Origin of the sequence: Streptomyces sp. GbtcB6 (assembly GCF_019091475.1) — a bacterium.
GTDB classification, from domain to species: Bacteria; Actinomycetota; Actinomycetes; order Streptomycetales; family Streptomycetaceae; genus Streptomyces; species Streptomyces hyaluromycini.
Window position 1 is genome coordinate 194378 of sequence record NZ_JAGXJL010000013.1, and the last position, 24332, is coordinate 218709.

A 24332-nucleotide genomic window follows, 5' to 3' on the forward strand; every position below is an offset into this window, starting at 1 on the left:
TCAGGCAGATGGCAGACAGAAGGGCACGGACCACCGGTCCGTGCCCTTCCTCCGAAAGAGTGTCAGGCGGCCTTCGCCTTCGTGGCGTACATGTCCACGTACTCCTGCCCGGACAGCCGCATCACCTCGGCCATCACCGAGTCGGTCACGGCCCGCAGCACGTAGCGGTCCCGGTCCATCCCCTCGTACCGGGAGAACTCCATGGCCTCGCCGAACCGGACGGTGACCTTGCCCGGCCGCGGGATGCCCGCGCCGCCCGGCTGCAGCTTGTCCGTGCCGATCATCGCGAACGGCACCACCGGCGCACCGGTCATCAGCGTCAGCCGCGCGATGCCGGTACGGCCCCGGTAGAGCCGGCCGTCGGGGGAGCGGGTGCCCTCCGGGTAGATCCCGAAGATCCTGCCCTCGTCCAGGACCCGCTTGCCGGTCATCAGCGCGGCGACCCCGCCGCTCGCGCCGTCCCGGTCCACCGGGATCATGCCGACGCCGGTGAAGAACCAGGCCATCAGCCGGCCCTTGAAGCCCTTCCCGGTGACGTACTCGTCCTTGCCGATGAAGAACACCTGCCGCTTGCTCACGAGCGGCAGGATCATCGAGTCGATGAACGTGAGGTGGTTGCCGGCGAGGATGACAGGACCGTCCCCCGGGATGTGCTCCACGCCCTCCACCTGGGGGCGGAACATCAGGCGCATGATCGGTCCGAGCACTGCCTTGATGAGCGCGAAGCGGGACAACGGGTCCTCCGATGTCGAGGGGCGGTATGAGTCTGTGCAGGTGAGGACATTACTCGCGGCTCAGTGGGAAGCGCACATCGAGTGCGGCCGGTTCACCGAGGTCTTACGTAGTGTTGACGCTGGTTTACCTGCGGTGACGCTCGGGGGCCAGGCCGTAACGAGCTCGCGACGATGTGACGGAAGTCGCCGACGGACCGTCATGACTCGCCGTCCAGCAGCCATACGGCGTCACCCGGCCGTTGGGCCGGCGGTCTCCCTTCGGTCACATCCGCAGCCCTACGATCAGCCGGCATCAAAGGGCGAAGGTCAGGCAGGAGAGCGCTCATGAACACCCACGACTCGAACGAGCGGACGCAGATGAACGGTACGACCGGACGGCGGGCGCTGCTCGGCGCCGCGGTGCTCGGCGCGGGCGGCGCGGTTCTCGGACTGCCCGGCGCGGCCAGAGCGGCCGAGGCCAAGCAGTCCGGCCACGGCGGCCTGCACAGCCTGCCGAAGCCGACGATCATCGGCCACCGCGGCTCCAGCGGCTACCGCCCCGAGCACACCTTCGGCTCCTACAACCTGGCCCTCGACCTCGGTGCCGACGTCGTCGAGGCCGGCGACCTCGTCCCCACCAAGGACGGTCACCTGGTCTGCCGCCACGAGCCGGAGATAGGCGGCACCACGAACGTCGCCGACCACCCCGAGTTCGCCGACCGCAAGACCACCAAGACGCTGGACGGCGTGCCCACCACCGGCTGGTTCACCGAGGACTTCACGCTCGCCGAGCTGAAGACGCTGCGCGCCATCGAGCGCATCCCGGCCAACCGCCCGCACAACACGCTCTACAACGGCCGCTGGGAGATCCCCACCTTCGAGGAAGTCCTCAAGTGGCAGGACGAGCAGACCCGCAAGCGCGGCAAGCAGGTCTGGATCTATCCCGAGACCAAGCACCCCACCTACTTCCGCCGCCTCGGCCTCGGCCTTGAGGAGCGGGTCGCCAAGCTGCTGCGCAAGTACGGCAAGGACAAGCGGAACTCGCCGGTCATCCTGCAGTCCTTCGAGCCCAGCAGCATCCAGCGCCTGAACACGCTGCTCGACAACCCGCTGGTGGTGCTGCTCTCCGGCGCCACCACACAGCCCTACGACTTCGTCGCGACGGGCGACCCGCGCACGGTCGCCGACCTGATCACGCCGAAGGGCCTGCGGGAGATCGCCGGTTACGCGCAGGGCATCGGCCCGACCGTCGACCTGATCATCCCGAAGGACGCGAACGGCAACTTCACCACGCCGAGCACGCTGGTCGCGGACGCGCACAAGGTGGGCCTGGTCCTGCACCCCTACACCATGCGCAACGAGAACCCCTTCCTGCCGCCGGCCTACCGCAACGGCACGGCCCCGGACGCCTACGGCAACGTCTTCCCCGTCTTCCAGAAGTACTTCGAGACCGGCATCGACGGCGTCTTCACCGACAACGCCGACACCGCCCTGCTGGCCCGCGCCGACTTCGTCAACGGCTGAGCCCCCGCACCCCGTTCGGGGTGTCTCCCGGCCGCCCCGGCAACCTGCCCCGGGGCGGCCGCGTCGTTCCGCATGTGACGCACGACCTGCTCTCCGCCCTGCGCCCGCTGCTCACCGCCGAGGCCGCCGCAGAGGCATATGCCTCCGGAGGCGACCCCCGCGACCTGGAGCAGACCGTCTGGCTGCGCCTCCTGGAGCGCCTGGAGAGCCACGGCCCGCCCCGGGCCCCCGAGGACTGGCTGCGCCGGGCGGTCCGCGCCGAGTCCCGCCGCGCCCGCCGTACGACCCGCCGCGAACGCCCGTACGGCACCGAACCCGCCGACGCCACCACCCCCACCCCCGAACAACGCGTCCTCGCCACCGCCCGCCACCGCGCCCTGCGCGAGGCGGTGGCCCGCCTCCCCGGCCGCTGCCCCCGTCTCCTCCAGGCCCTGCTCTCCCCGAAGGACCTGACATACCGGGAGATCGCGGGGGAGTTGGGTATCTCACAGGGCAGTCTCGGCCCGGAACGTTCCAGATGTCTGGGATGTCTGCGCCGATTGTTGACGCCGGAGGTTGCGCCTCACGAAGCGCGGGGATAGGAGTGAGAACGACAGGCGATCAGGTGAGCGGGAGGCGTGCGCACATGGGCATGAGCGTGACCATCTCGGTGGCGACCGAGCAGGATGCAGAGCAGATCTTCAGGCTGCAGTACCTGTGCTTCCAGAGCGAGGCGGCGCTGTACGGCAACTACCGCATCGACCCGCTCGTCCAGAGCCTCGACTCGGTCCGCCAGGAGCTCGCCACCGACTGCGTCTTCGTCGCCCGCCTCGGCGAGGAGGTCGTCGGCTCGGTCCGCGGCTCGGTCACCGAGGACGGCGCCGCCGCCATCGGCAAGCTCTGCGTCCACCCCCGCCTCCAGGGCCACGGCATCGGCGCGAGGCTGCTCCGCGCGGCCGAGGAGGCCCTTGCCGAACAGCGCGGCGCCAAGAAGTTCCGCCTCTTCACCGGCCACCGCAGCGAGGGCAACCTCCGCCTGTACCGCCGCGTCGGCTACGAAACGGTAGGCACCTCGAAGGGCGCAGACGGCGTCCCGATGATCGTCCTGGAAAAGCCGGTCAGCACATACGCGACAACGGCGTGACTTTTTAGCCCCCTTGGCCGAAGCGCCCCGAAAGGGGCGCGGGGCTGTATTTGATTTGCGGCTGCCGCCGCGTGGGCGCGACCAGCCACTACGCACCGTCAGTCGCGCACGTTCCTCAGCCCCCTGCCCCCTGGGCGCCCTTCCGCAACCAGTACAACGCGGAAATCGGCAGCAGCACAGGGATGAACACGTACCCCATCCCGTAGTCCGACCACACGGTCGCATCAGGGAACGCGGAAGAGTCGACGACCGTCCACGTACCCACGATCAACACCCCCGCAAGCTCGGCGGCGCAGCACACCTGCGCCACCTTGCGCGCGGTTTCGCCGCCCCGCACCAGCGTGTACGTGATGAACGCGTACACCACCCCCGCGACCGCCGACAACGAGTACGCCAGCGGCGCCCGGTCGAACTCGGTGGCGATCTGGTACGCGGACCGCGACACCGCCCCGACGACCATCACGCCGTAGAACCACACCAGCAGCGTCCCCGGCCCGCTCGTCAGCCGCTTCGGCCTCTCTTCCACGGCCGTCATCTCACCCTCCCCAGATGTCATAGAGCCGCACCTCCAGCACGGCCAGCACCACACCGCCCGCGGCGACCGTCACAGAACCCCACCGCGTCCGCTCGGCGAGCGACATGAACCCCGCGGCCGGGACGCACGCGAACGCACCCAGCAGATAGGCGACGAAGATCGTCGTGCCCTGATCCGGCTTCTCGCCCCGCGCCAGCAGCACGATCCCGGCGATCAGCTGGATCAACGCCAGCACCGTCACCACGGCCATCCCGATGAAGTGCCAGTCCTTCGTCGGCTGGTCCCGGTACGCCGCCCAGCCGCACCACGCGGCGAGCAGCAGCGCGGCGACTCCGGTCACCAGCAGCAGGGCATTGAGCATGCGGTGACCTTATTACGGCCGAAACGGCCCGATGCCTTCGCCCCTGCCGTACGCCGTAGGGTCTAGACCATGACGATCCACGCACAAGCCCTCCTGTTCGACAACGACGGCACCCTGGTCTCCTCTCTCGAATCGGTCGAGCACTGCTGGACCCGCTGGGCGGCGGAGTACGGCGTCACCGAGGAGTTCGCCCGAGTCGAACTGCACGGACGGCCCGCCGCGGACATCGTCGCCGACCTGCTCCCGGCGGCCCTCGTGGCGGAAGCCGTCGCCCGGGTCGAGCAGCTGGAGGTGGAGGACGTCCCGAACGACGGCGTCCACCTGCTCCCCGGCACCGCCGCGTTCCTCGACTCCCTGCCCGCCGACCGCTGGGCCGTCGTCACCTCCGCCACCCGCCGCCTGGCCGAGGCCCGCCTGGGAGCGGTCGGGATCCGGCCGAAGACGCTGGTCTGCGCCGACGACATCACCCGCGGCAAGCCCGACCCCGAGCCCTACCTCCTCGCCGCCCGCCAACTCGGCGTCGACCCGGCGCACTGCGTGGTCTTCGAGGACGCCCCCGCCGGGCTCCAGGCGGGCCGCGCGGCCGGTATGACCACCGTGGCGTTGGCCACAACCCACCAGGCGCACGAGCTGGACGCGGACCTCGTGGTGAAGGACCTCTCGGCCTTGTCCGCACTGGTCACGGACCACGGCGTCGAGATATCGCCCCGCGGCTGAGAGGTGTCCGCCGCTGTCCACCATGCGGACAGCGGCGGCCTGTCAGGACCGTAGGTCTGGTTTACTGCTCGCATGACCACGACGAGCGACCGCACCCCTGCGACCGAGGCGACCATGACGCCCGGTGCTCGTTGTATGTGTCGAATGTGCGCCTTCTAGAGGGCCCCCGCACCACCCCAGAGCTCGCGCCCCGAAGCGAGACCGGTGGCATGTCCGTACGGCGCCACGACGCCCGTACGTGACGCAAGCCGCCCCCCGCGCACATGTTCTCCCCGGTTCAGCGCCCCTGCGAGAACCGTGCCGCGTCCCTGAACGAACGCACCCGTGCGCCCGGGCACACCCACGCCCGCGCACTCGACAGTGACGGAAACCCACGTGATCACCACCACGGACCTGACCAAGGTCTACCGCTCGCGCGGCCGCGAGGTCACCGCCCTCGACGGCGTCGATCTGCACGTCCGCGAAGGCGAGGTGTACGGCGTCATCGGCCAGTCCGGCGCCGGCAAGTCCTCGCTGATCCGCTGCGTCAACCTCCTGGAGCGCCCCACCGCCGGCACCGTGACGGTCGACGGCCGGGACCTCACCGCCCTCGCCGGGCGCGGTCCCCGGGCCGGCAGGGAGCTGCGGCAGGCGCGCAGCCGTATCGGCATGGTCTTCCAGCACTTCAACCTGCTGTCCTCCCGCACGGTCCAGGACAACGTCGAGCTCCCGCTCGAAATCCTCGGCGCGTCGGGGAAGGAACGTTCCCGCAAGGCACTTGAGCTGCTCGACCTCGTCGGGCTCGCCGACAAGGCGAAGGCCTACCCGGCCCAGCTCTCCGGCGGCCAGAAGCAGCGCGTCGGCATCGCCCGCGCCCTCGCCGGCGACCCCAAGGTGCTGCTCTCCGACGAGGCCACCAGCGCCCTCGACCCGGAGACCACCCGCTCCATCCTCCAGCTGCTGCGCGACCTGAACCGGCAGCTGGGCCTGACCGTCCTGCTCATCACGCACGAGATGGACGTCGTGAAGACGATCTGCGACTCGGCCGCGCTGATGGAGCAGGGCCGCATCGTCGAGTCCGGCACCGTCAGCGAACTGCTCGCGACCCCGGGCTCCGAACTGGCCGCCGCGCTCTTCCCGGTCGGCGGCGAGGCCTCCGGCGACGACCGCACCGTCCTCGACGTCACCTTCCACGGCGAGGCCGCCACCCAGCCGGTCATCTCCCAGCTCTCCCGCACCTACAACATCGACATATCGATCCTCGGCGCCGCCATCGACACCGTCGGCGGCCTCCAGGTCGGCCGGATGCGCATCGAACTGCCCGGCCGCTACGAGGACAACGTGGTGCCCATCGGCTTCCTGCGCGAGCAGGGCCTGCAGATCGACGTACTGGGCCGGGAGGCCCTGCTGGTGAAGGACGGTGCCCAGTGACCTGGTCCGAGATGCAGCCGCTGCTGTCCCAGGCGTGTTGGGACACGCTCTACATGGTCGGCTGGTCCACCCTGATCGCCGTCGTCGGCGGCCTTCCGCTCGGCGTCCTGCTCGTCCTCACCGACCGGGGCGGCCTGCTCCAGAACGTGCTGGCCAACAAGGTCATCGGGCAGATCGTGAACGTCGCCCGCTCGATGCCGTTCATCATCCTGATGGTCGCGCTGATGAACTTCACCCGCTGGGTCACCGGGACGACCATCGGGCGTGAGGCCGCCATCGTGCCCCTCGCCATCGGCGCCATCCCCTTCTTCGCCCGCCTCGTCGAGACGGCTGTCCGCGAAGTGGACGGCGGGCTCGTGGAGGCCGTGCAGTCGATGGGCGGCAACACCTGGACCGTCGTACGGAAGGTCCTCGTGCCCGAGTCGCTGCCCTCGCTCATCTCCTCCACCACGACCACGATCGTCGCGCTCATCGGCTACTCCGCCATGGCCGGCACGGTCGGCGCCGGCGGGCTCGGCGACATCGCCATCCGCTACGGCTACCAGCGGTTCGAGACCGAGCTGATGTGGATCACGGTCGCCATCCTCGCCGTCGTCATCTCGGTCATCCAGTTCGCCGGCGACTACGCCGCCCGCTCGCTGCACCGGCGCGGCGGCCGGTCCGGCCAGGCGCCGAGGCTGCGTCTGCTGAAGGCCTCGACGGCCGCCGGCGAAACCGTCTGACCGAGTACCGGCACCCCCCTCGGATTTCCCCGCACCACCCACCGCGGGGTCGCTCCATCCTTAAGGAAAGGCACTTTTCGTGCGTAACACCGTAAAGCTCACCGCTGCCGTCCTCGCCGCCGGAGCCCTCACCTTCGGGCTCACCGCCTGCGGCTCGGACAAGGACTCCGCCTCCTCCGACTACAGCGGACCGCTGGTCGTCGCCGCGAGCCCGACCCCGCACGCCGAGATCCTCGACTACATCAAGGACAACCTGGCGAAGAAGGCCGGACTCGACCTGGAGGTCAAGGAGTTCACCGACTACATCACGCCGAACACGGCGACCGAGGACGGCTCGGTGGACGCCAACTACTTCCAGAACAAGCCGTACCTCGACGACTTCAACGAGAAGCGCGGCACCCACATCGTGCCCGTCGTCACGGTGCACCTGGAGCCGCTCGGCCTCTACTCCCACAAGGTCAAGAGCGTCGACGCGCTGAAGAGCGGTGCGACCGTCGCCGTCCCCAACGACTCCGTGAACGAGGCCCGCGCCCTCAAGCTGCTCGCCGCCAACGGACTCATCACCCTCAAGGCCGGCGCCGGCAGCGAGGCGACCCCGCAGGACATCGCCAAGAACCCCAAGAACCTCCAGTTCAAGGAGGTCGAGGCGGCCCAGACCGCGCGCTCCCTGGACGACGTGGACGCCGCGGTGATCAACGGCAACTACGCCATCTCGGCCGGCATCAAGCCCGCCAAGGACGCCCTCGTCCTGGAGTCGGCGAAGAACAGCCCGTACGGCAACTTCCTCGCCGTGAAGAAGGGCAACGAGAAGGACCCGCGGGTGAAGAAGCTCGCCAAGCTCCTCACCTCGCCCGAGGTCAAGAAGTTCATCGAGGACAAGTACCAGGGCTCGGTCATCCCGTCCTTCTGATCGTCCTTCCGGCAGCCCTCCCGACGGCACGTATACGGCGTATCGCCACGCACGGGGTCCACTCGGTCACCACGGGTGGACCCCGTCGTGCGGTTCGGTGGTTTCATGCTGCATGCTGGGCAGTTCGCAGGCCCTGAAGGTTTCCGAAGGTTACGGAGCGGCGCATGACTAGCACCTTCCCCAACATCTCCATCAGCACGGAGCGGTTGGTGCTGCGACCCCTCGACGAGGACGACGTGCCCGCACTGATCGAGATGATGAACGACGAGCAGGTGGGGGCCTGGACGTCCGTGCCGCAGCCGTACACCGCGAGCAACGCCCGTGCCTGGATCACCGAGATCGCCCCCGCCGAGCGCGCCGAGGGCCGTGGCATCGTCTTCGCCGTCACCGAGTTCCTCACCCAGCGTCTCGTCGGAATGGTGCATCTGCAGAACACGAACTGGCGTGTTCGCGCCAGCGAGATCGCGTACGTCGTCGCCCCCTGGGCCCGTGGCGAGGGCTACGCCACCGAGGCGGCCCTCGCCACCGCCCAGTGGCTCTTCCACGATCAGAAATTCGAGCGGATGGAACTGCGTACCGCCGCCGACAACACCGCCTCCCAGCAGGTGGCCCAGAAGATCGGCTGTATCAGCGAGGGTGTGCTCCGCAACGCCTGGATAGCCCGCACCCGGGCGGAGACCGGGGAGTGGACCGAGGTGCGCACCGACGTCATCGTCTGGAGCCTGCTGCCGGAGGACCTCGCGGGGGTGAGTGAACAACTGGCCGACACCAGTGGTTTCACGTCCTTCAACGACTGGAACTGACACCTCGGGGCCCGCTGGAGGAGCGACCGCCGTCACGACGACGGCACCTTCCACCAGGTAACCTCACGGAGCCCGACCTGCGTAAACACACTGGAGACCGACGACTATGGCCGACCGCGTCACGGTGATCGGCTGGGACGGTTCGCCGCTGACCGCCGCGGCACGCTCCGCCCTGGGCGCCGCCACACTGGTGGCCGGTGCTGCCCACCACCTGGCGTTGCCCGAGGTGCCGCCCCGCGCCGAACGTATCCGCCTCGGCAGTGTCGCCCTCGCCGCCCGCCGCATCACCGGCCACCGCGGCACCGCCGTGGTGCTCGCCGACGGCGACCCCGGCTTCTTCGGCGTCGTACGGACCCTGCGCTCACCCGAGTTCGGCCTGGAGGTCGAGGTCGTCCCCGCCGTCTCCTCGGTGGCCGCCGCCTTCGCCCGCGCCGGCATGCCCTGGGACGACGCACAGGTGGTCGTGGCACACCGGCGCACCCTGCGACGCGCGGTGAACGTGTGCCGCGCCCACACCAAGGTGGCCGTCCTCACCTCGCCGGGCGCCGGCCCCGCCGAACTCGGCCTGCTCATGGAGGGCGTGCACCGCACCTTCGTCATCTGCGAGGAGCTCGGCACCGAACGCGAGCAGGTCTCCGTCGTCACCTCCGACAAGGCGGCCGACCACACCTGGCGCGACCCGAACGTCGTCATCGTCATCGGCGGACCGGCCGGACCGGTGGCGGCGGGGGAGGGCGGCGGCTGGATCGCCGGCCGGGACCCGGCGGCCGGCCCGCGCGGCTGGGTGCAGCCCGACGCGGAGTACGGCGAGGGAGCCGCGCTCGGCGAGGGGGAGACGGAGCTGCTGCGGGCCGCCCAACTCGCCCGGCTGGGGCCCCGGGTGGGCGACCTCGTCTGGGACATCGGCTGCGGCAGCGGCGCGTTCGCCACCGAGGCCGCGCGCGCCGGCGCCGCCGTCATCGCCGTCGACCGCGACCTCGCGGCCTGCGTCCGCAGCGAGGCGGCCGCCCGCAGGTTCGGGGTCCAGCTCCAGATCGTGCACGGCAGCGCCCCGCACGTGCTGGAGAACCTGCCCGAGCCCGATGTGGTCCGGGTCGGGGGCGGGGGAGCTGCGGTGGTCTCCGCGGTCGCCGACCGCCGGCCGCAGCGCATCGTCGCGCACGCCGCCACCCGGGACGCCGCCGAACTCGTCGGCCGCGACCTGACCGAGCACGGATACCAGGTCGAGTGCGCCCTGCTGCAGTCCGTCGAACTCGACACCAGGGCCTGGACGGAGACCGAGCGGAACGTCGCGTTCCTGCTCAGCGGCGTTCTGGCTGAGCGCGCCCCGTGATCCTGTTGTCATACTGCGCGCGGTAGGCTGGCCGATCGCTGCACTGCACCGGTGGCCCGGAAATTCGTTCGTCAATGTCCGGAAAACACGCCCCTTTTGAGGCGGGTGTGGTACGGCAGAACCGGGGACGCGCAACGTGGCGCAGTCCACAGCGGGCTGTCGCGGATCACGCTGTCGCGACGGTCGAACGGCCGGGACAATGCCACTGAATGGCTTTGTCGCCTTTTCTGGCGGGTCGGTCGTGCCGCTGGGCACGCACGCTCGTTCTTCACTGTGGGGCGGTCGGTGCGCCGCCCCGGGTGAGCTGGTCGTAGAAGGCACTAACCGATGGGCGAGGGGTACGCATGACGGACACCGGCCAGGTCCCGGGCGAGGGACTGCCGGAGAGCGCAGGCATGGTGGAACAGCCGGGCGTTCCCGCGCACGGCGCGTACACCTACCTCTCCGAGTCGCCTGCCGAGGACGAAGACCTGCTGCTCCCCGGCGCCCAGGGGGCCTGGGGCAACGAAGTCCCGCCGCCGGCCCCGGAGCCGGTCGTCGAGACCGTCCACGAGCCGGGCCCGCACGAGACGGGCGGCCGGGACAGCGGCTCGGTCGACCTCACCGCCGTCCGGCTGCCCAGTTCGGTACCGGCGTCCCCGATCCTTTCCGTGCCGCACGACCCGGCGGCCGCCCCGGCCCCGCGCCGCCCGCTGCATCTCGGCCCGCCGATCCCCGACGCCTCCACCAGCCCGGTCCGCTCCCTCGCCGATCGCGGCCCGGCCGGCGCGCCGGTACGGCAGCCGGGCCTGCCGGCGGCCGGTCCCGAGTACCTCGACGGCCAGCCGCTGCGCGAGGCCGTACCGCAGTCCGCCGCGCCCTGGGGTGCGCCGCAGACGGTCCCGCTGACGGCACCACAGGCCGCTCCGGTGGCCCAGGTGGCCGCCCAGGACCCGGCTGCCGAAACGGTTGTTCCGGTTTCGGAGACGGTGGCTGTCGCGGCTCCCGCCGCCCCTGCGGCTCCCGCTGTGCCGGAGCCGCAGCCCGCGGTCGCCCACGAGCTCCGTGCTCCCGACCCGTCCGGCGCCGCCCAGGCGGCCGTCGCCCGGCTCGCCACGGCGGCCGTGGCCACGGGCGTCGCGGCCGAGCCGCAGGCACCGGCGGCCGGCGTCGGCGTGCAGCCCGAGAACGCGTACGGACCGCAGGGCGCGACCCAGTCGGTGGACGGAGGCGTTCCGGTGCCGACGGCCGAACCGGGGGGCGACCTGGGGTCCGAGCCGGTGGCGCCGCAGGCCGTGCGGACGCCGGATGCCGCTCAGGTGGCGCAGGCTCCGCACTTCCCGGAGGCTCCGCAGTTCCCGGATGTTCCGCAGGGGCCGGATGCGGTGCCGATGCAGGCGGTTCCGGCGGCCGTGGTGATTCCGGAGGCGGTACAGGCTCCCGGAGCCGACACGACACCGGGTGGACCTGCCGGACCCGAAGCCGCGCCGGTGCTGGAGGAGACCGGTCAGCAGCTCGCGGAGCCGGTGGCGGTCACGGAGACGGCCACCGAGGCCGTGCTGACCGAGCCGGGGCAGCCCGCACCGCCGGCCGCGCCGGAGCAGCAGGTCGTGGCACCCGTCGGGGCCGAGCAGGTCACGGAGACCGTGGCCCCCGAGACCGGCCCGGTGCCGCAGGCCGTCGCGCCGGAAGCCGTAGTACTGGAAGCCGTCGTACCGGAAGCCGTTGTGCCGGAGTCCGTCCCGGCCCCGGAGCCCGTCGTGGCCGGGCTCGCCCAGCCGGTGCCTCCCGCGCCCGCCGCGCCGCTCGTGCCGGTGCAGCCCGAGGAGGCCGCCGTCGAGGAGCCCGCCCCGGCCGCCCCCGCACCCGTCGCCGCCGAGGCCCCGCAGCCCCCCGGGACGCCGGAGCCCCTCGCGCCGGCCGTCCCGGAGGCCGAGCAGGTCACCCCGCCGGCCCCGGCCGAGGTCCTCGCAGAGGCTGTCGTACCGTCGGCCGAGACCCCCGAGGCGCAGCCCGCCCAGCCGGTCGGCGTCCCCCTCGCCGGCCCGCAGATCCAGGGCATCGCGCCCGCCCCCGAGGAGACCCCGGCGGCCCCGGACCCGGAGCCCCTGGCCGCCGCCATTCCGGCGGAACCGGCACCGGAGCAGCCCCTGGGCGAGTTCGTCGCCGTGGACGGCCAGGTGCCGACCACCCCGCACCTCGCCCCCACCCCGCCCCACCCGCTGGTCCTCCCCGCGCAGGACCAGGGCGGCGAGTCGCTGCCCGAGCAGGCCGTGACGGTCCCCGGGCCCCGCGAGGCCGAACCCGCTCCGCTGCCGGAGCACCCCGATGTCGTACAGCAAGCGGAGGACCTGGACACCAGGGCCGCCGACCAGGAAGAGAGCACGGCCCCCGTGGCAGAAACACGTCAGTCCACCGGCCCGGCCGCGCCCGCCTACGACGACGCCGAGCGCGAGGCCGTCCTCAAGGTCATGCGCGAACGCCGTGACATCCGCAACGGCTTCCGCAGCGACCCCATCCCGCACGAGGTGCTGCTGCGCGTCCTGGAGGCCGCCCACACCGCGCCCTCCGTCGGCCACTCCCAGCCCTGGGACTTCGTCGTCATCCGCTCGGCCGACACCCGCCGCTCGATGCACGAACTGGCCATGCGCCAGCGCGACGCCTACGCCAAGTCCCTCCCCAAGGGCCGCGCGAAGCAGTTCAAGGAACTGAAGATCGAGGCCATCCTCGACACCCCGGTGAACATCGTCGTCACCGCCGACCCGACGCGCGGCGGCCGCCACACCCTCGGCCGGCACACCCAGCCGCAGATGGCGCCCTACTCCGCCGCCCTTGCCGTCGAGAACCTCTGGCTCGCCGCCCGCGCCGAGGGCCTCGGCGTCGGCTGGGTCAGCTTCTTCGACGAGCGCGAGATGGTCCGCGCGCTGGGACTGCCCGAGCACCTCGAAGTCATCGCCTACCTGTGCGTGGGTTACGTCGACGAGTTCCCGGACGAGCCCGAGCTGATGCAGGCCGGCTGGTCCAAGCGCCGCCCGCTGTCCTGGGTGGTCCACGAGGAGACGTACGGCCGTCGCGCGCTGCCCGGCGAGGACCCGCACGACCTGCTCGCCGAGACCGTCGCCAGTGTCCGCCCGCTGGACGCGAAGGCGCTCGGCGAGGCCTGGGAGCGGCAGAAGCGGATGACCAAGCCGGCCGGCGCGCTCGGCATGCTGGAGATCATCTCCGCCCAGCTGTCCGGCCTGTCCCGCCAGTGCCCGCCGCCGATCCCGGAGCCCGCGGCGGTCGCGATCTTCGCCGGCGACCACGGGGTGCACGCCCAGGGCGTCACGCCGTGGCCGCAGGAGGTCACCGCCCAGATGGTGGCCAACTTCCTCGGCGGGGGAGCGGTCTGCAACGCGTTCGCGAGCCAGGTGGGCGCCGAGGTGTGCGTGGTCGACGTCGGCGTCGCGTCCGAGCTGCCCGCCACGCCGGGTCTGCTCCCGCGCAAGGTCAGGGCGGGCACGTCCGACATGACGACGGGCGCCGCGATGACCCGCGAGGAGGCCAAACAGGCCATCGAGGTGGGCATCGAGACGGCCAGGGACCTGGTGGCCGCGGGCAACAAGGCGCTTCTCACCGGTGAGATGGGCATCGCGAACACGACCGCGTCCGCGGCCCTGATCTCCGTCTTCACGGGCGCCGACCCCGCCGAGGTCACCGGCCGCGGCACCGGCATCAACGACGAGACCCTCGCCCGCAAGACCGAGGTGGTCCGCCGCGCGCTGGAACTCCACCAGCCGGACCCGGCCGACCCGATCGGCGTCCTGGCCGCGGTCGGCGGCTTCGAACACGCGGCGATGGTGGGCCTGTTGCTGGGCGGCGCGTCCCTGCGCACGCCGGTGATCCTCGACGGCGTCAGCGCCGGCGCCGCCGCCCTGGTGGCCCGCGCGATCGCCCCGGAGGTCCTCGCCGCGTGCATCGCGGGCCACCGCAGCGCGGAACCGGGCCACGTGGCAGCCCTGAACAAGCTGGGCCTGCGCCCCCTGGTCGACCTGGACCTCCGCCTGGGCGAGGGCACGGGCGCCCTGCTGGCCCTCCCGCTGGTCCAGAGCACGGCAAGGGCGATGCACGAGGTGGCCACGTTCGACTCGGCGGGCGTGACGGAGAAGTAGGCGACCAGGGCTCCGGGCCCGTCATAGAGGACTGGTGGCAGTGGCTTCCGGGAAGACCGTTCGGGGTTCCCGTCCGTCCGCCCCGTGGCTGTGAGCTGCGGGACGGCGGTCCGGGTTCGTTGCCGGTGGTCCGGTGGTCGTGGGCTGCGGGACGGCCGTGTCGGGTTCCTCGTCGGCCGACCGGTGGTTCTGGGCTGCGGGACGGCAGCACCGGCTTCCTTTCCGGCCGACCGGGTGGTTGTGGGCAGTCGTTCCTCCCCCAGTGCCTTAAGGGCCTGGGAGGTGCCCCCAGGGCGGAACGGGTGGGCACAACCACCCACAGTCCTGCACCCGGCACGCAACGCCCAGCCCCCGGACACCTGTCCCACCAAATCACCCTGCCCCGTAAAATCTGCACGTCAGGGCTATAGCAACGCCTCGGAGGAGCCGCACCTCATGGCCGAACACCCCGCCTACCCCGTAGGCCTCCGCCTCACAGGCCGCCGCGTGGTCGTCCTCGGCGGCGGCCAGGTGGCCCAGCGCCGCCTCCCCGCCCTCATCGCGGCCGGCGCCGACATCATCCTCGTATCCCCCGAGGCGACCCCCTCGGTCGAAGCGATGGCGGACGCCGGTGAGATCACCTGGGTCCGGCGGCCCTACCAGGACGGCGACCTCGCCGACGCCTGGTACGCCCTGATCGCCACCAGCGACCCCGCCGCCAACACCGCCGCCTCCGCCGAAGCGGAACGGCACCGCGTCTGGTGCGTGCGTTCCGACGACGCCGACCAGGCCACCGCCTGGACCCCGGCGACCGGCCACAGCGAGGGCGTCACGGTCGCCGTCCTCACCACCGACGCGCGCGGCCGCGACCCCCGCCACACCGCCGCCATCAGGGACGCCGTCGTCGAGGGCCTGCGCGACGGCACCCTCGTCGCCCCCCACCACCGCACCCGCACGCCGGGCGTCGCCCTGGTCGGCGGCGGCCCAGGCGACCCCGACCTCATCACGGTCCGCGGCCGCCGCCTGCTGGCAGCCGCCGACGTCGTCATCGCCGACCGCCTCGGCCCCCGCGACCTCCTCGCCGAACTCCCGCCGCACGTCGAGGTGATCGACGCGGCGAAGATCCCGTACGGCCGCTACATGGCCCAGGAGGCCATCAACAACGCCCTGATCGAACACGCGAAGCAGGGCAAGTCGGTCGTACGGCTCAAGGGCGGCGACCCCTACGTCTTCGGCCGGGGCATGGAGGAGGTCCAGGCGCTCGCCGAGGCCGGTATCCCCTGCACGGTCGTCCCCGGCATCTCCAGCTCGATCTCCGTACCGTCCGCCGCCGGCATCCCGGTCACCCACCGGGGCGTCGCACACGAGTTCACGGTGGTCAGCGGCCACGTCGCGCCGGACGACGAGCGCTCGCTGGCCGACTGGCCGTCCCTCGCGAAACTGACCGGGACCCTCGTCGTCCTCATGGGCGTCGACAAGATCGGGAAGATCGCCGAGACCCTGATCGCGCACGGCAAGTCCCCGGAGACCCCTGTGGCCCTGGTCCAGGAAGGCACGACGGCCGCTCAACGCCGGGTCGACGCGACCCTCGCCACGGTCGCGGAGGTCGTCCGCGCGGAGGAAGTGAAACCCCCGGCGGTCATCGTGATCGGCGAGGTCGTGAACGTCGGCCCGCGGACGGCGCCCTGAAGGGCAGCGACGTAACCCCGGGTAACACAACCCGCCCCAGACCATTGGCACCCCACCCAGGACAAGGCAGTATCACCCTGTGGCCGATCTCATCACCGTTGAGGATCCCGACGACCCGCGCCTTCGTGACTACACGGGCCTGACCGACGTCGAGTTGCGCCGCAAGCGCGAACCGGCCGAGGGCCTGTTCATCGCCGAGGGCGAGAAGGTCATCCGCAGGGCGAAGGACGCGGGCTACGAGATGCGCTCCATGCTGCTGTCCGCCAAGTGGGTCGACGTCATGCGCGATGTCATCGACGAACTCCCGGCCCCCGTCTACGCGGTCAGCCCGGAGCTCGCCGAGAAGGTCACCGGCTACCACGTGCACCGCGGCGCCCTCGCCTCCATGCAGCGCAAACCGCTGCCGACGGCGGCCGAACTGCTGCGCACCACCCGCCGGGTCGTCGTCATGGAGTCCGTCAACGACCACACCAACATCGGCGCGATCTTCCGCTCGGCGGCCGCCCTGGGCATGGACGCGGTGCTGCTGTCCCCGGACTGCGCGGACCCGCTCTACCGCCGCAGCGTGAAGGTCTCGATGGGCGCGGTCTTCTCCGTGCCGTACGCGCGTCTCGACACCTGGCCCAAGGGGCTGGACTCGGTCCGCGAGGCCGGCTTCACGCTGCTCGCCCTCACCCCGGACGAGAAGGCCCGCAGCCTCGACGAGGCCGCCCCGCACCGGATGGACAGGGTCGCGCTCATGCTCGGCGCGGAGGGCGACGGACTCTCCACCCAGGCCCTGGTCGCCGCCGACGAATGGGTGCGCATCCCGATGTCCCACGGAGTCGACTCCCTCAACGTGGGCGCGGCGGCCGCGGTCGCCTTCTACGCGGTGACCGCGGGCCGCCCCGAGGCGTAGGCCCGCTATTCCCTGAGGGCCACCGTCTTCGCGGGTACGACCCCGCCCCCCGGCACACTCATCCCGTGCGCCGGGCCGGAACAGCCCTGCGCCAGCGCGATCCCGAGCGCCACCAGCAGGGTCACCACGACGAACACGAACAGCCGCTGACGCAGCAGCCGCGGATTGGCCGGCCGCCGTCCGGTACCCGTGGGGCGCGGCGCCGGTCGCCCGGTACCACTGCGCGACACGGGCCGGTTCCCGGTCCCGCTCCCGGGCCTGGTGCCGTTGCCGCGCGGGGCGGGCGTGGGGCGCGCGCCGTTCGGGCGCGACGGCACACCGCCGGTCGGACGCGGGCCGCTGCCACCGCGCGAGGGGGCGTTGCCCCGTACCGGAGTGCCCGCCGAGGGCTGCGGCCGGCGCTGGGTGCGCTGCGGCTCCGGGTAGGTCTCGGTGAGCCGCCCGGTGGGCCGGTCCGCCTCCGCGGCACGCGGCGCGGGCGGCCGTACGTCGGTCAGCCCGTGTGCCTCGCGCGCGGCGATCTCCTTCAGCCGGAGCGACAGCTGCAGCGTGCTCGGCCGTTCCTCCGGGTCCTTGGCCAGGCAGGCCCGCACCAGCGGAGCGAGCGCGTCCGGCACCCCGTGCAGGTGCGGCTCCTCGTGGACGACCCGGTAGAGCATCACCTCGGAACTGCCGTGCCCGAAGGGCGAGTCACCGGTCGAGGCGTAGGCCAGGGTCGCACCGAGCGAGAAGACGTCCGTGGCCGGCGTGACGGCCGCCCCGCGCACCTGCTCGGGCGCGAGGAACCCGGGGGAGCCGACCGCCGTACCGACATGGGTGAGGGTGGAGGCCCCGGTGGCCCAGGCGATGCCGAAGTCGATGATCCGCGGCCCCTTCGGGGACAGCAGGATGTTGGACGGCTTGAGATCCCGGTGCACGACCCCGGCCTCGTGCACGGCGACCAGGCCCTCGGACAGCGCCGCCCCGACCGCCGCCGCGTCCGCCGCGCCCAGCGGTCCGTCGTCGGCGACCTTGTCGTGCAGCGAGGGCCCGGGCACGTACTGGGTGGCGAACCACGGCCGCTCGGCCTCCAGGTCGGCCGCGACCAGCCGTGCCGTGCAACCGCCCCTGATCCGCCGGGCCGCCGAGACCTCGCGGGCGAACCGCGACCGGAACTCCTGGTCCTCCGCCAGATCGGGCCGGATCACCTTCAGCGCGACCCGCTGACCCTTCTTGTCGGAGCCGAGGTAGACCACGCCCATCCCGCCGGCGCCGAGCCTTCTGTGAAGCCTGAACGAGCCGACGACGCGCGGGTCCTCGCGCCTCAGGCGCATCATCGCCATGTTCATCCCCGCTGCCCGGTCCGTTTGACGTGGCACAGCTTACGTTTACCGGGCCGCCCGTGCGCAGAGGCCGCGCCCTCTCGGATCGATGGATTGTCAGTGCCGGGTGCGAGACTTGAGGAGTGGTCAGGAAGGCGCCGTTATCGGCTCCTTTGAGCACCCGTCTGCTCCAACAAGCCGTCACAGAAGGGGGATTGATGCTGTGAAGGGTGACCGCGTGGAGATAGTCGTCGACGCCGGCGACACGACCCGCACCTACGAGGTGGTGGCGAGCAGGGCGGGCCGCCGGGTGGAGACAGCGGTACGACGAGGGGTGGTGGAAGTGAGCGAAGTCACGCGAAACGGATCTGTGGTCCGTACCGCCCGCTTCATGGCGACCCGGGTCCTGGCCCTCGTCGAGCAGCCGGTGCCCCGCGAGGACAGCTCGGAAAAACCGGGAAGGACCGGGCGCCCCCTCCGGGAAGACCCCGAGGGGTAGGACGAGACCTAGGACCCGTCTCCACCCAGGGGAGTAGACCACCGGTCATGGCTCATCCTCTCGGAGGCCCGTGATTCGGTACGAGGGCATGACGTCCGCGAGGTGGCACGCGCCTAGATTTGAGGTCAAGCGGCGGGTGCAGCACTCGTCCCCCGAGGTCAGACACCCGCCGCTGCCAACGACAACTGAGCACGGTCAGGAGAGGGACCATGGCCCTTACGGCACAGCGGACACACACCACCCGCCCCCGCCGACAGGGCCGTCGCCACCCGCTGGTGGCGACCCTGATGGCCCTTCCCCTGGCGGCCCTGCTCCTCCTCGTCTTCGACGGCTGGGAGACAGTGGCCACACAGGCGTCGTCCGTGGGAGTGATGCTGGGGCGCTGAGCGGCGACCCCAGGCCCGGAAGAGCGGTCCGGGCGGGGACATCCACCCATGAAACCCCGTGGGGACGGGGGTGCGGCGGACGGCAAAATGCCGGCGCAGCTGGGGAGCTGCGCCGGCATTGCTTTTTTTGCATGGACACCTTGCGCCGTGGATTCCGGCTGCGGGCCGGTGGGGGCTTGTCACGCAGTTCCCCGCGCCCCTTACGGGGCGCTGCCCAGCCCTGTCTCGCATAGCTGCGGGCAGTCGTGCCTCCCCCAGTGCCTTAAGGGCGGAGGTGCCCCCAGGGCGGCACGGGCGGGCGCAGCGGCACCCCGCAAGCGCGGGCGAGCGAAACCCCGGTACAGCGCCCCCCACCCCGGCCCACCGCACCGACGTACCCTCACCGCAGCACAGCCGCACCTCCCGGGGGACCCCATGACCGCAGACGTACTGCCCCAACTCACCGCCAGGATCAGAGCCGCCGCCCACCCCGACGCGGCCCCCTGCCACTGCGGCGCCACCACAACCCTCGCCCACCGCCCCGACACCACGGTCCTCCGCCATGCGGAAACCGTCGCCAAGGCCCACGCCCCCGACACCGACCCCACCGCCCTCACCCTCCGGCTGGCCACCGCCGCCCGCCTCCCCGGCGTCTTCCTCCCGCCCCTCACCCCGGCCCCCGCCGCCTTCGTCGACGACCGCCCGGTCACCCTCTGGCCGTACGGCGCCCCCGTGGACCCCGACGCCCCGGACGCCGCCCCCTGGGAAGCCGCCGCCACCCTCCTCGCCCTGCTGCACCGCACCCCACCCGCCCCCGCCACACCCCCGATGCGCGGCCCCGCCAAGGCGGCCCATGCGATAGCCCGGCTCCGGGAGGCCCTCGCCGGCGCAGGCGCCCACCTCGCCGCCCCGCCCGTCCTCCGTGCCTGGGCCGCGCTGCCCGATTGGGCCCGCGCCGAGGCCCCGATGCCCGGCCCCCGCACCCTCTGCCACGGCGACCTGCACCTCGGCCAGCTGGTCCGGCACCCGGCGCCGGACGGCCCGTGGCGGCTCATCGACGTCGACGATCTCGGCGTCGGTGTCCCCGCGTGGGACCTCGCCCGACCCGCGTCCTGGTACGCCTGCGGTCTCCTCCCGCCCGAGGAGTGGACCCGCTTCCTCACCGCCTACCGCGCGGCCGGCGGTCCGGCCGTACCAGGGGACGGCGACCCCTGGCCCGCCCTGGACGTCCCGGCCCGCGCCCTCACCGTCCAGACCGGTGCGCGCTATCTCGCCAAGGCGCTCGTGGCGGACCGGCCCCTGGACGAGGTGGAGCAGTCCCTGATCGACGCGTGTGCCCGGATGGCTCCGGAATGATCCCGAAATGAACCCCTGCGCGGTCCCGGAACGGCCTTGCCCCCCGCCCGGTTGACGCGCGATTTTCCGAAGTAGGCTGCAACCGACCAGGGTCGGACGGAGTCTGTCCTGGGAGAACGTGAAGCAGTTTTTACCGGCGAGGAGTTGAGCCGACCATGCAGTGTCCGAAGTGTCATGCGCCGATGCACACCTACAACCGCAACGGCGTCCAGATCGAGCAGTGCAGCGGCTGCCGGGGCATCTTCCTCGACTACGGCGAGCTGGAGGCGCTGACCCAGCTGGAGGCGCAGTGGTCCAAGCCGGTCCCGCCGCCGGCTCCGCAGGCGTACCCGGCCCCGCCCGCGCCGGCCTGGGGCGCCCCGCAGCACGGCGGCGGTCACCACGGCGGCGGCCACGGGCACTACGGCGGCCATGGCGGCCACCACGGCCACAACAAGAGCTGGGCGCACATGCTCTTCTCCAGCTGATCGCACGAAGAAGCCCCGGCCGTGGAGACGGCCGGGGCTCTTTGCTGTGTGGACGATACTGGGATTGAACCAGTGACCTCTTCCGTGTCAGGGAAGCGCTCTCCCGCTGAGCTAATCGTCCTCGGGACCGTGACCCGAAGATCACGAGTACTGCGTGCGCGATACTGGGATTGAACCAGTGACCTCTTCCGTGTCAGGGAAGCGCTCTCCCGCTGAGCTAATCGCGCGGGGCAGATCCACGGCCTTCCGGCCAAGATCCAGTGGACGATACTGGGATTGAACCAGTGACCTCTTCCGTGTCAGGGAAGCGCTCTCCCGCTGAGCTAATCGTCCTTGGAGGTGGAGACGGGATTTGAACCCGTGTAGACGGCTTTGCAGGCCGTTGCCTCGCCTCTCGGCCACTCCACCAGGAGTGTAGGGGATCGGGAAGACCCCTGATTCCTTCGAGCGGACGACGAGGCTCGAACTCGCGACCTCAACCTTGGCAAGGTTGCGCTCTACCAACTGAGCTACGTCCGCCTGTCGTTTCGGTCCGCTCTCGCGTCCCGGCGACGTGTTGAACTCTAGCGGATTCCCGGGCCAGCACAAAAACGCGTTTGCGCAGCGTGCTGCGCCTGACCCGACGGATGAGGTGGTCAGGGCCCCCTTGACGACATGCCCGGGTCACCCCCAGGACACCCGCCATAGACTCGACGACGTGCTCCATCACCCTCCGCTCGCCCGCTTCGGGGACCGCGTCGCCACCGGCCTGCTCGACGTCACGACCGATCCGGCGGCCCTGGAGTCCGCCGGTTTCTGGGCCGTATGCGCGGATTTCGAGGGCCGGCTGACCTGCGCCCGTTTCGGCGACGTACGGGAGGAGCCGGTGCCCGCGCCGGTGCCGGGGAAGTGGCGGGGGCCGGCGGAGGGCGACTGGACGTCGTCCCTCGACCGCGCCGCGTACACGGCGGCGGTGCGGCGGATCCGCACGCACATCGCGGCCGGCGAGGTCTATCAGGCCAACCTCTGCCGTGTGCTGTCCGCGCCGGTCGCCCCGGACGCCGACGTGGACGCCCTGACCGCGCTGCTGGCCCGCGGCAACCCGGCGCCGTATGCCGGAACGATTCGCCTCCCGGAGCACGGCGTGGAGATAGCCACCGCCTCGCCCGAACTGTTCCTGCGCCGGACGGGGCGGACCGTCGAGAGCGGCCCCATCAAGGGCACCGGCCGTACCGAGGCGGACCTCCTGGAGAAGGACTACGCCGAGAACGTGATGATCGTGGACCTGGTACGCAACGACATCGGGCGGGTCTGCGCCACCGGCACGGTGACCGTCCCCGACCTGTGCGCCGTGGAGAAGCATCCGGGGCTGGTCCACCTCGTCTCCACGGTCCGCGGCGAGCTGGGCGCGGACGCCGGCTGGCCCGAGCTGCTCGCCGCCGCCTTCCCGCCCGGCTCGGTCACCGGCGCGCCGAAGTCGAGCGCCCTGCGGATCATCGAGGCCCTGGAGACCGCGCCGCGCGGCCCGTACTGCGGCGGCATCGGCTGGGTGGACGCGGACCGGGGCGTCGGCGAGCTGGCCGTGGGCATCCGCACCTTCTGGATCGACCGCGGCGCGGGCGTGCTGCGGTTCGGCACCGGCGCCGGGATCACCTGGGGTTCCGACCCGGAGGGTGAATGGCGCGAGACCGAGCTGAAGGCCGCCAGGCTGCTCGCGGTAGCGTCGGGTACGTATGACGTGAACGGCCGGTCCGACGCATCCGGCACTGACTTGTGAGGTAGAGAGCAGTGAAGATCTGGTTGGACGGCGGGTTGCAGGACGTCGAGTCCGCGCGTGTCTCGGTCTTCGACCACGGGCTGACCGTGGGGGACGGCATCTTCGAGACGGTGAAGGCGACCGCGGGCCGGCCCTTCGCGCTCACCCGCCACCTCGACCGGCTGACCCGCTCGGCCCGGGGCCTCGGCCTGCCCGATCCCGACCACGACGAGGTCCGGCGGGCCTGCGAGGCGGTCCTCGCGGCCAACCCGATGCCGCTGGGCAGGCTGCGCATCACCTACACCGGCGGTCACGGCCCCCTCGGCTCCGACCGCGGCGACCACGGCCCCACCCTCGTGGTCGCCCTGGGCGAGACCGGCCGCCGCGCCGATTCCACCGCCGTGATCACGGTCCCCTGGACCCGCAACGAGCGCGGCGCGCTCACCGGCCTCAAGACCACCTCGTACGCCGAGAACGTCGTCGCCCTGGCCCGCGCCCACCAACACGGCGCCTCCGAGGCCCTGTTCGCCAACACCGTCGGGCAGCTCTGCGAGGGCACCGGTTCCAACGTCTTCGTCGTCCTCGACGGCGAGATCCACACCCCGCCGGTCGCCTCCGGCTGCCTGGCCGGCATCACCCGCGCCCTGGCCGTCGAGTGGACCGGAGCCCGGGAGACCGACCTGCCCCTGGACGTCCTGGAGCGGGCCGACGAGATCTTCCTCACCTCCACCCTGCGCGACGTCCAGGGCGTGCACCGCGTCGACGACCGCGAACTCCCCGGCGCCCCCGGCCCGGTGACCGCCAAGGCCATGCGCATCTTCGACGAGCGGTCGGGCGAGGACCTGGACCCGTGAGATCCCTTCCCGCGGGGCTTTGCGGGATGCGGCCTTATTGGGCTGACGTCGGCGTCCCAGGCGGGTAGAACACCCCTGATGACCACGACCCTGCGGCCGACCGAGCCGCTCCAGCACGGCGCCGACGGGGAGCTCTCCCGCCACTTCCAGGTGTGCGTGAACAGCAGGCCCGTCGGCACCCTCCACCTCGGCACCTCGCGGAATCTCGGCGCTCGCGTGGCCCGGATCGTCGACCTGCGCATCGAGGAGCCCGACCGCCGCCGGGGCCGGGGCACCGTGGCCGCGCTCGCCGCGGAGGAGGTGGCACGCGGCTGGGGCTGCCGGCAGATCGAGGTGTACGTGCCCGCCGCCGCGGAGCCGGCGCTGCATCTCGTCGAGGCACTCGGCTACGTCCCGCGCAACCGGAGCATGTCGAAACAGCTCGGCGACACCCCGCCCGCCCTGCCGCCGGGCAGCCTGGGCCGCGCCATGACCGAGGCCGAGTACGAGGCGTGGCTCGCCTACGAGTCCGAGCACTACGCGCGCGTGTGGATCGAGCTGGGCGTGCCCGAGACCGAGGCGTACGAGAACTCCAGGATCGGCCACGAGGAGCTGCTGCCGCGAGGGCTCGCCACGGAGGGCATGCAGTTCAGCGTCCTCGAACACGAGGGGACCCGCGTCGGCGTCCTATGGGTGGCCTTCCGGGACGACAGGGCCTGGGTGTACGACGTCGAGGCCGACGCCGCCCACCGCGGCCGGGGGCACGGCCGCACCCTCATGCTGCTGGCGGAGAACCAGACGATCGCCGCCGGCAGACGCGTCCTCGGCCTCAACGTGTTCGCCGGCAACACCCCGGCCGAACGGCTCTACGAGTCGCTGGGGTACGTCACCGTGTCGTACGTCCTCCACAAGGACCTGATCTGAGCCCG

23 protein-coding genes and 5 tRNA genes are annotated in these 24332 nt (G+C 71.8%); 19 read left to right on the forward strand and 9 right to left on the reverse strand.

Annotation, left to right across the window (positions count from 1 at the left end; translation table 11 throughout):
- Positions 1 to 62 precede the first annotated feature (62 nt).
- Positions 63 to 734 carry a 1-acyl-sn-glycerol-3-phosphate acyltransferase gene (locus KVT45_RS23360; RefSeq protein ID WP_089103180.1) on the reverse strand — a complete coding sequence of 224 codons (672 nt, stop codon included), beginning with the start codon at positions 732 to 734 and terminating at the stop codon, positions 63 to 65.
- A gap of 324 nt (positions 735 to 1058) precedes the next feature.
- Here KVT45_RS23360 and KVT45_RS23365 point away from each other — a divergent pair, with 324 nt between their 5' ends.
- The 3 genes from KVT45_RS23365 (at position 1059) to KVT45_RS23375 (ending at position 3360) form a co-directional block, all read left to right on the forward strand.
- Positions 1059 to 2237 carry a glycerophosphodiester phosphodiesterase gene (locus KVT45_RS23365; protein WP_217550489.1) on the forward strand — a complete coding sequence of 393 codons (1179 nt, stop codon included), beginning with the start codon at positions 1059 to 1061 and terminating at the stop codon, positions 2235 to 2237.
- 74 nt (positions 2238 to 2311) lie between these two features.
- Positions 2312 to 2818, forward strand: coding sequence for a sigma-70 family RNA polymerase sigma factor (locus KVT45_RS23370; protein WP_217550632.1), 507 nt, complete (start codon positions 2312 to 2314; stop codon positions 2816 to 2818).
- Positions 2819 to 2862: 44 nt separating this feature from the next.
- On the forward strand, positions 2863 to 3360 hold the full coding sequence (locus tag KVT45_RS23375; protein ID WP_217550491.1) for a GNAT family N-acetyltransferase: 498 nt from the start codon (positions 2863 to 2865) through the stop codon (positions 3358 to 3360).
- Positions 3361 to 3475: 115 nt separating this feature from the next.
- Here KVT45_RS23375 and KVT45_RS23380 read toward each other — a convergent pair whose 3' ends face one another.
- Together KVT45_RS23380 and KVT45_RS23385 are read right to left on the reverse strand one after the other, a co-directional pair.
- The gene (locus tag KVT45_RS23380; RefSeq protein WP_217550493.1) at positions 3476 to 3895 is read right to left on the reverse strand and encodes a hypothetical protein; all 420 of its coding nucleotides are present in this window, start codon (positions 3893 to 3895) and stop codon (positions 3476 to 3478) included.
- 1 nt (position 3896) lies between these two features.
- Positions 3897 to 4256: a hypothetical protein gene (locus KVT45_RS23385; RefSeq protein ID WP_217550494.1), complete on the reverse strand. Its 360-nt coding sequence runs from the start codon at positions 4254 to 4256 to the stop codon at positions 3897 to 3899.
- A 69-nt stretch (positions 4257 to 4325) separates the two neighbouring features.
- Between KVT45_RS23385 and KVT45_RS23390 the strand changes: the two genes are divergently transcribed.
- The 9 genes from KVT45_RS23390 (at position 4326) to KVT45_RS23430 (ending at position 16847) form a co-directional block, all read left to right on the forward strand.
- Positions 4326 to 4973, forward strand: a complete 648-nt coding sequence (locus tag KVT45_RS23390; RefSeq protein WP_217550496.1) for an HAD family hydrolase — start codon at positions 4326 to 4328, stop codon at positions 4971 to 4973.
- Between the two features lie 375 nt (positions 4974 to 5348).
- A complete protein-coding gene (locus KVT45_RS23395; RefSeq protein ID WP_217550498.1) occupies positions 5349 to 6383 on the forward strand; it encodes a methionine ABC transporter ATP-binding protein in 1035 nt (344 codons plus the stop codon).
- Positions 6380 to 7105, forward strand: coding sequence for a methionine ABC transporter permease (locus KVT45_RS23400; protein ID WP_217550500.1), 726 nt, complete (start codon positions 6380 to 6382; stop codon positions 7103 to 7105). Before KVT45_RS23395 ends, KVT45_RS23400 begins: the two co-directional genes overlap by 4 nt.
- 79 nt (positions 7106 to 7184) lie before the next feature.
- Entirely contained in the window at positions 7185 to 8015 is an 831-nt protein-coding gene (locus tag KVT45_RS23405; RefSeq protein WP_217550502.1) for a MetQ/NlpA family ABC transporter substrate-binding protein, read from the forward strand.
- Positions 8016 to 8179: 164 nt separating this feature from the next.
- Entirely contained in the window at positions 8180 to 8818 is a 639-nt protein-coding gene (locus tag KVT45_RS23410) for a GNAT family N-acetyltransferase (protein ID WP_217550504.1), read from the forward strand.
- 106 nt (positions 8819 to 8924) lie between these two features.
- The gene (gene cbiE, locus KVT45_RS23415) at positions 8925 to 10151 is read left to right on the forward strand and encodes a precorrin-6y C5,15-methyltransferase (decarboxylating) subunit CbiE (protein ID WP_217550506.1); all 1227 of its coding nucleotides are present in this window, start codon (positions 8925 to 8927) and stop codon (positions 10149 to 10151) included.
- Between the two features lie 344 nt (positions 10152 to 10495).
- Complete coding sequence (gene cobT, locus KVT45_RS23420; protein WP_217550508.1) at positions 10496 to 14281, forward strand: nicotinate-nucleotide--dimethylbenzimidazole phosphoribosyltransferase; 3786 nt, start codon at positions 10496 to 10498, stop codon at positions 14279 to 14281.
- A gap of 435 nt (positions 14282 to 14716) precedes the next feature.
- Positions 14717 to 15949 carry a uroporphyrinogen-III C-methyltransferase gene (gene cobA / locus KVT45_RS23425; RefSeq protein WP_217550510.1) on the forward strand — a complete coding sequence of 411 codons (1233 nt, stop codon included), beginning with the start codon at positions 14717 to 14719 and terminating at the stop codon, positions 15947 to 15949.
- A gap of 79 nt (positions 15950 to 16028) precedes the next feature.
- Positions 16029 to 16847 (forward strand): RNA methyltransferase, encoded by an 819-nt coding sequence (locus KVT45_RS23430; protein ID WP_217550512.1) that lies wholly within the window; start codon positions 16029 to 16031, stop codon positions 16845 to 16847.
- A 5-nt stretch (positions 16848 to 16852) separates the two neighbouring features.
- Here KVT45_RS23430 and KVT45_RS23435 read toward each other — a convergent pair whose 3' ends face one another.
- Positions 16853 to 18175 (reverse strand): serine/threonine-protein kinase, encoded by a 1323-nt coding sequence (locus tag KVT45_RS23435; protein WP_217550634.1) that lies wholly within the window; start codon positions 18173 to 18175, stop codon positions 16853 to 16855.
- A 196-nt stretch (positions 18176 to 18371) separates the two neighbouring features.
- Between KVT45_RS23435 and KVT45_RS23440 the strand changes: the two genes are divergently transcribed.
- From KVT45_RS23440 to KVT45_RS23455, 4 genes are all read left to right on the forward strand, one after another.
- Positions 18372 to 18647, forward strand: coding sequence for a hypothetical protein (locus KVT45_RS23440; protein WP_217550514.1), 276 nt, complete (start codon positions 18372 to 18374; stop codon positions 18645 to 18647).
- 209 nt (positions 18648 to 18856) lie between these two features.
- A complete protein-coding gene (locus KVT45_RS23445; protein WP_046726640.1) occupies positions 18857 to 19033 on the forward strand; it encodes a hypothetical protein in 177 nt (58 codons plus the stop codon).
- A gap of 414 nt (positions 19034 to 19447) precedes the next feature.
- On the forward strand, positions 19448 to 20368 hold the full coding sequence (locus KVT45_RS23450) for a phosphotransferase (RefSeq protein ID WP_217550516.1): 921 nt from the start codon (positions 19448 to 19450) through the stop codon (positions 20366 to 20368).
- Positions 20369 to 20523: 155 nt separating this feature from the next.
- Entirely contained in the window at positions 20524 to 20835 is a 312-nt protein-coding gene (locus tag KVT45_RS23455; protein ID WP_089103196.1) for a zf-TFIIB domain-containing protein, read from the forward strand.
- A gap of 49 nt (positions 20836 to 20884) precedes the next feature.
- On the opposite strand, the gene KVT45_RS23460 is transcribed toward KVT45_RS23455, so the two are convergent.
- The 5 genes from KVT45_RS23460 to KVT45_RS23480 all read right to left on the reverse strand — a co-directional run bounded on the left by KVT45_RS23460 (position 20885) and on the right by KVT45_RS23480 (position 21354).
- Positions 20885 to 20956, reverse strand: a tRNA-Val gene (locus KVT45_RS23460).
- 34 nt (positions 20957 to 20990) lie between these two features.
- Positions 20991 to 21062, reverse strand: a tRNA-Val gene (locus KVT45_RS23465).
- A gap of 34 nt (positions 21063 to 21096) precedes the next feature.
- Positions 21097 to 21168: transfer RNA gene (locus KVT45_RS23470), tRNA-Val, on the reverse strand.
- A gap of 1 nt (position 21169) precedes the next feature.
- Positions 21170 to 21243, reverse strand: a tRNA-Cys gene (locus KVT45_RS23475).
- Positions 21244 to 21281: 38 nt separating this feature from the next.
- Positions 21282 to 21354, reverse strand: a tRNA-Gly gene (locus KVT45_RS23480).
- A 178-nt stretch (positions 21355 to 21532) separates the two neighbouring features.
- On the opposite strand from KVT45_RS23480, the gene KVT45_RS23485 reads away from it, so the two are divergent.
- From KVT45_RS23485 to KVT45_RS23495, 3 genes are all read left to right on the forward strand, one after another.
- Positions 21533 to 22591, forward strand: coding sequence for a chorismate-binding protein (locus KVT45_RS23485; RefSeq protein ID WP_217550518.1), 1059 nt, complete (start codon positions 21533 to 21535; stop codon positions 22589 to 22591).
- Positions 22592 to 22602: 11 nt separating this feature from the next.
- The gene (locus KVT45_RS23490) at positions 22603 to 23424 is read left to right on the forward strand and encodes an aminotransferase class IV (RefSeq protein WP_217550520.1); all 822 of its coding nucleotides are present in this window, start codon (positions 22603 to 22605) and stop codon (positions 23422 to 23424) included.
- 78 nt (positions 23425 to 23502) lie between these two features.
- Complete coding sequence (locus KVT45_RS23495; protein WP_217550522.1) at positions 23503 to 24327, forward strand: GNAT family N-acetyltransferase; 825 nt, start codon at positions 23503 to 23505, stop codon at positions 24325 to 24327.
- Positions 24328 to 24332 lie beyond the last annotated feature (5 nt).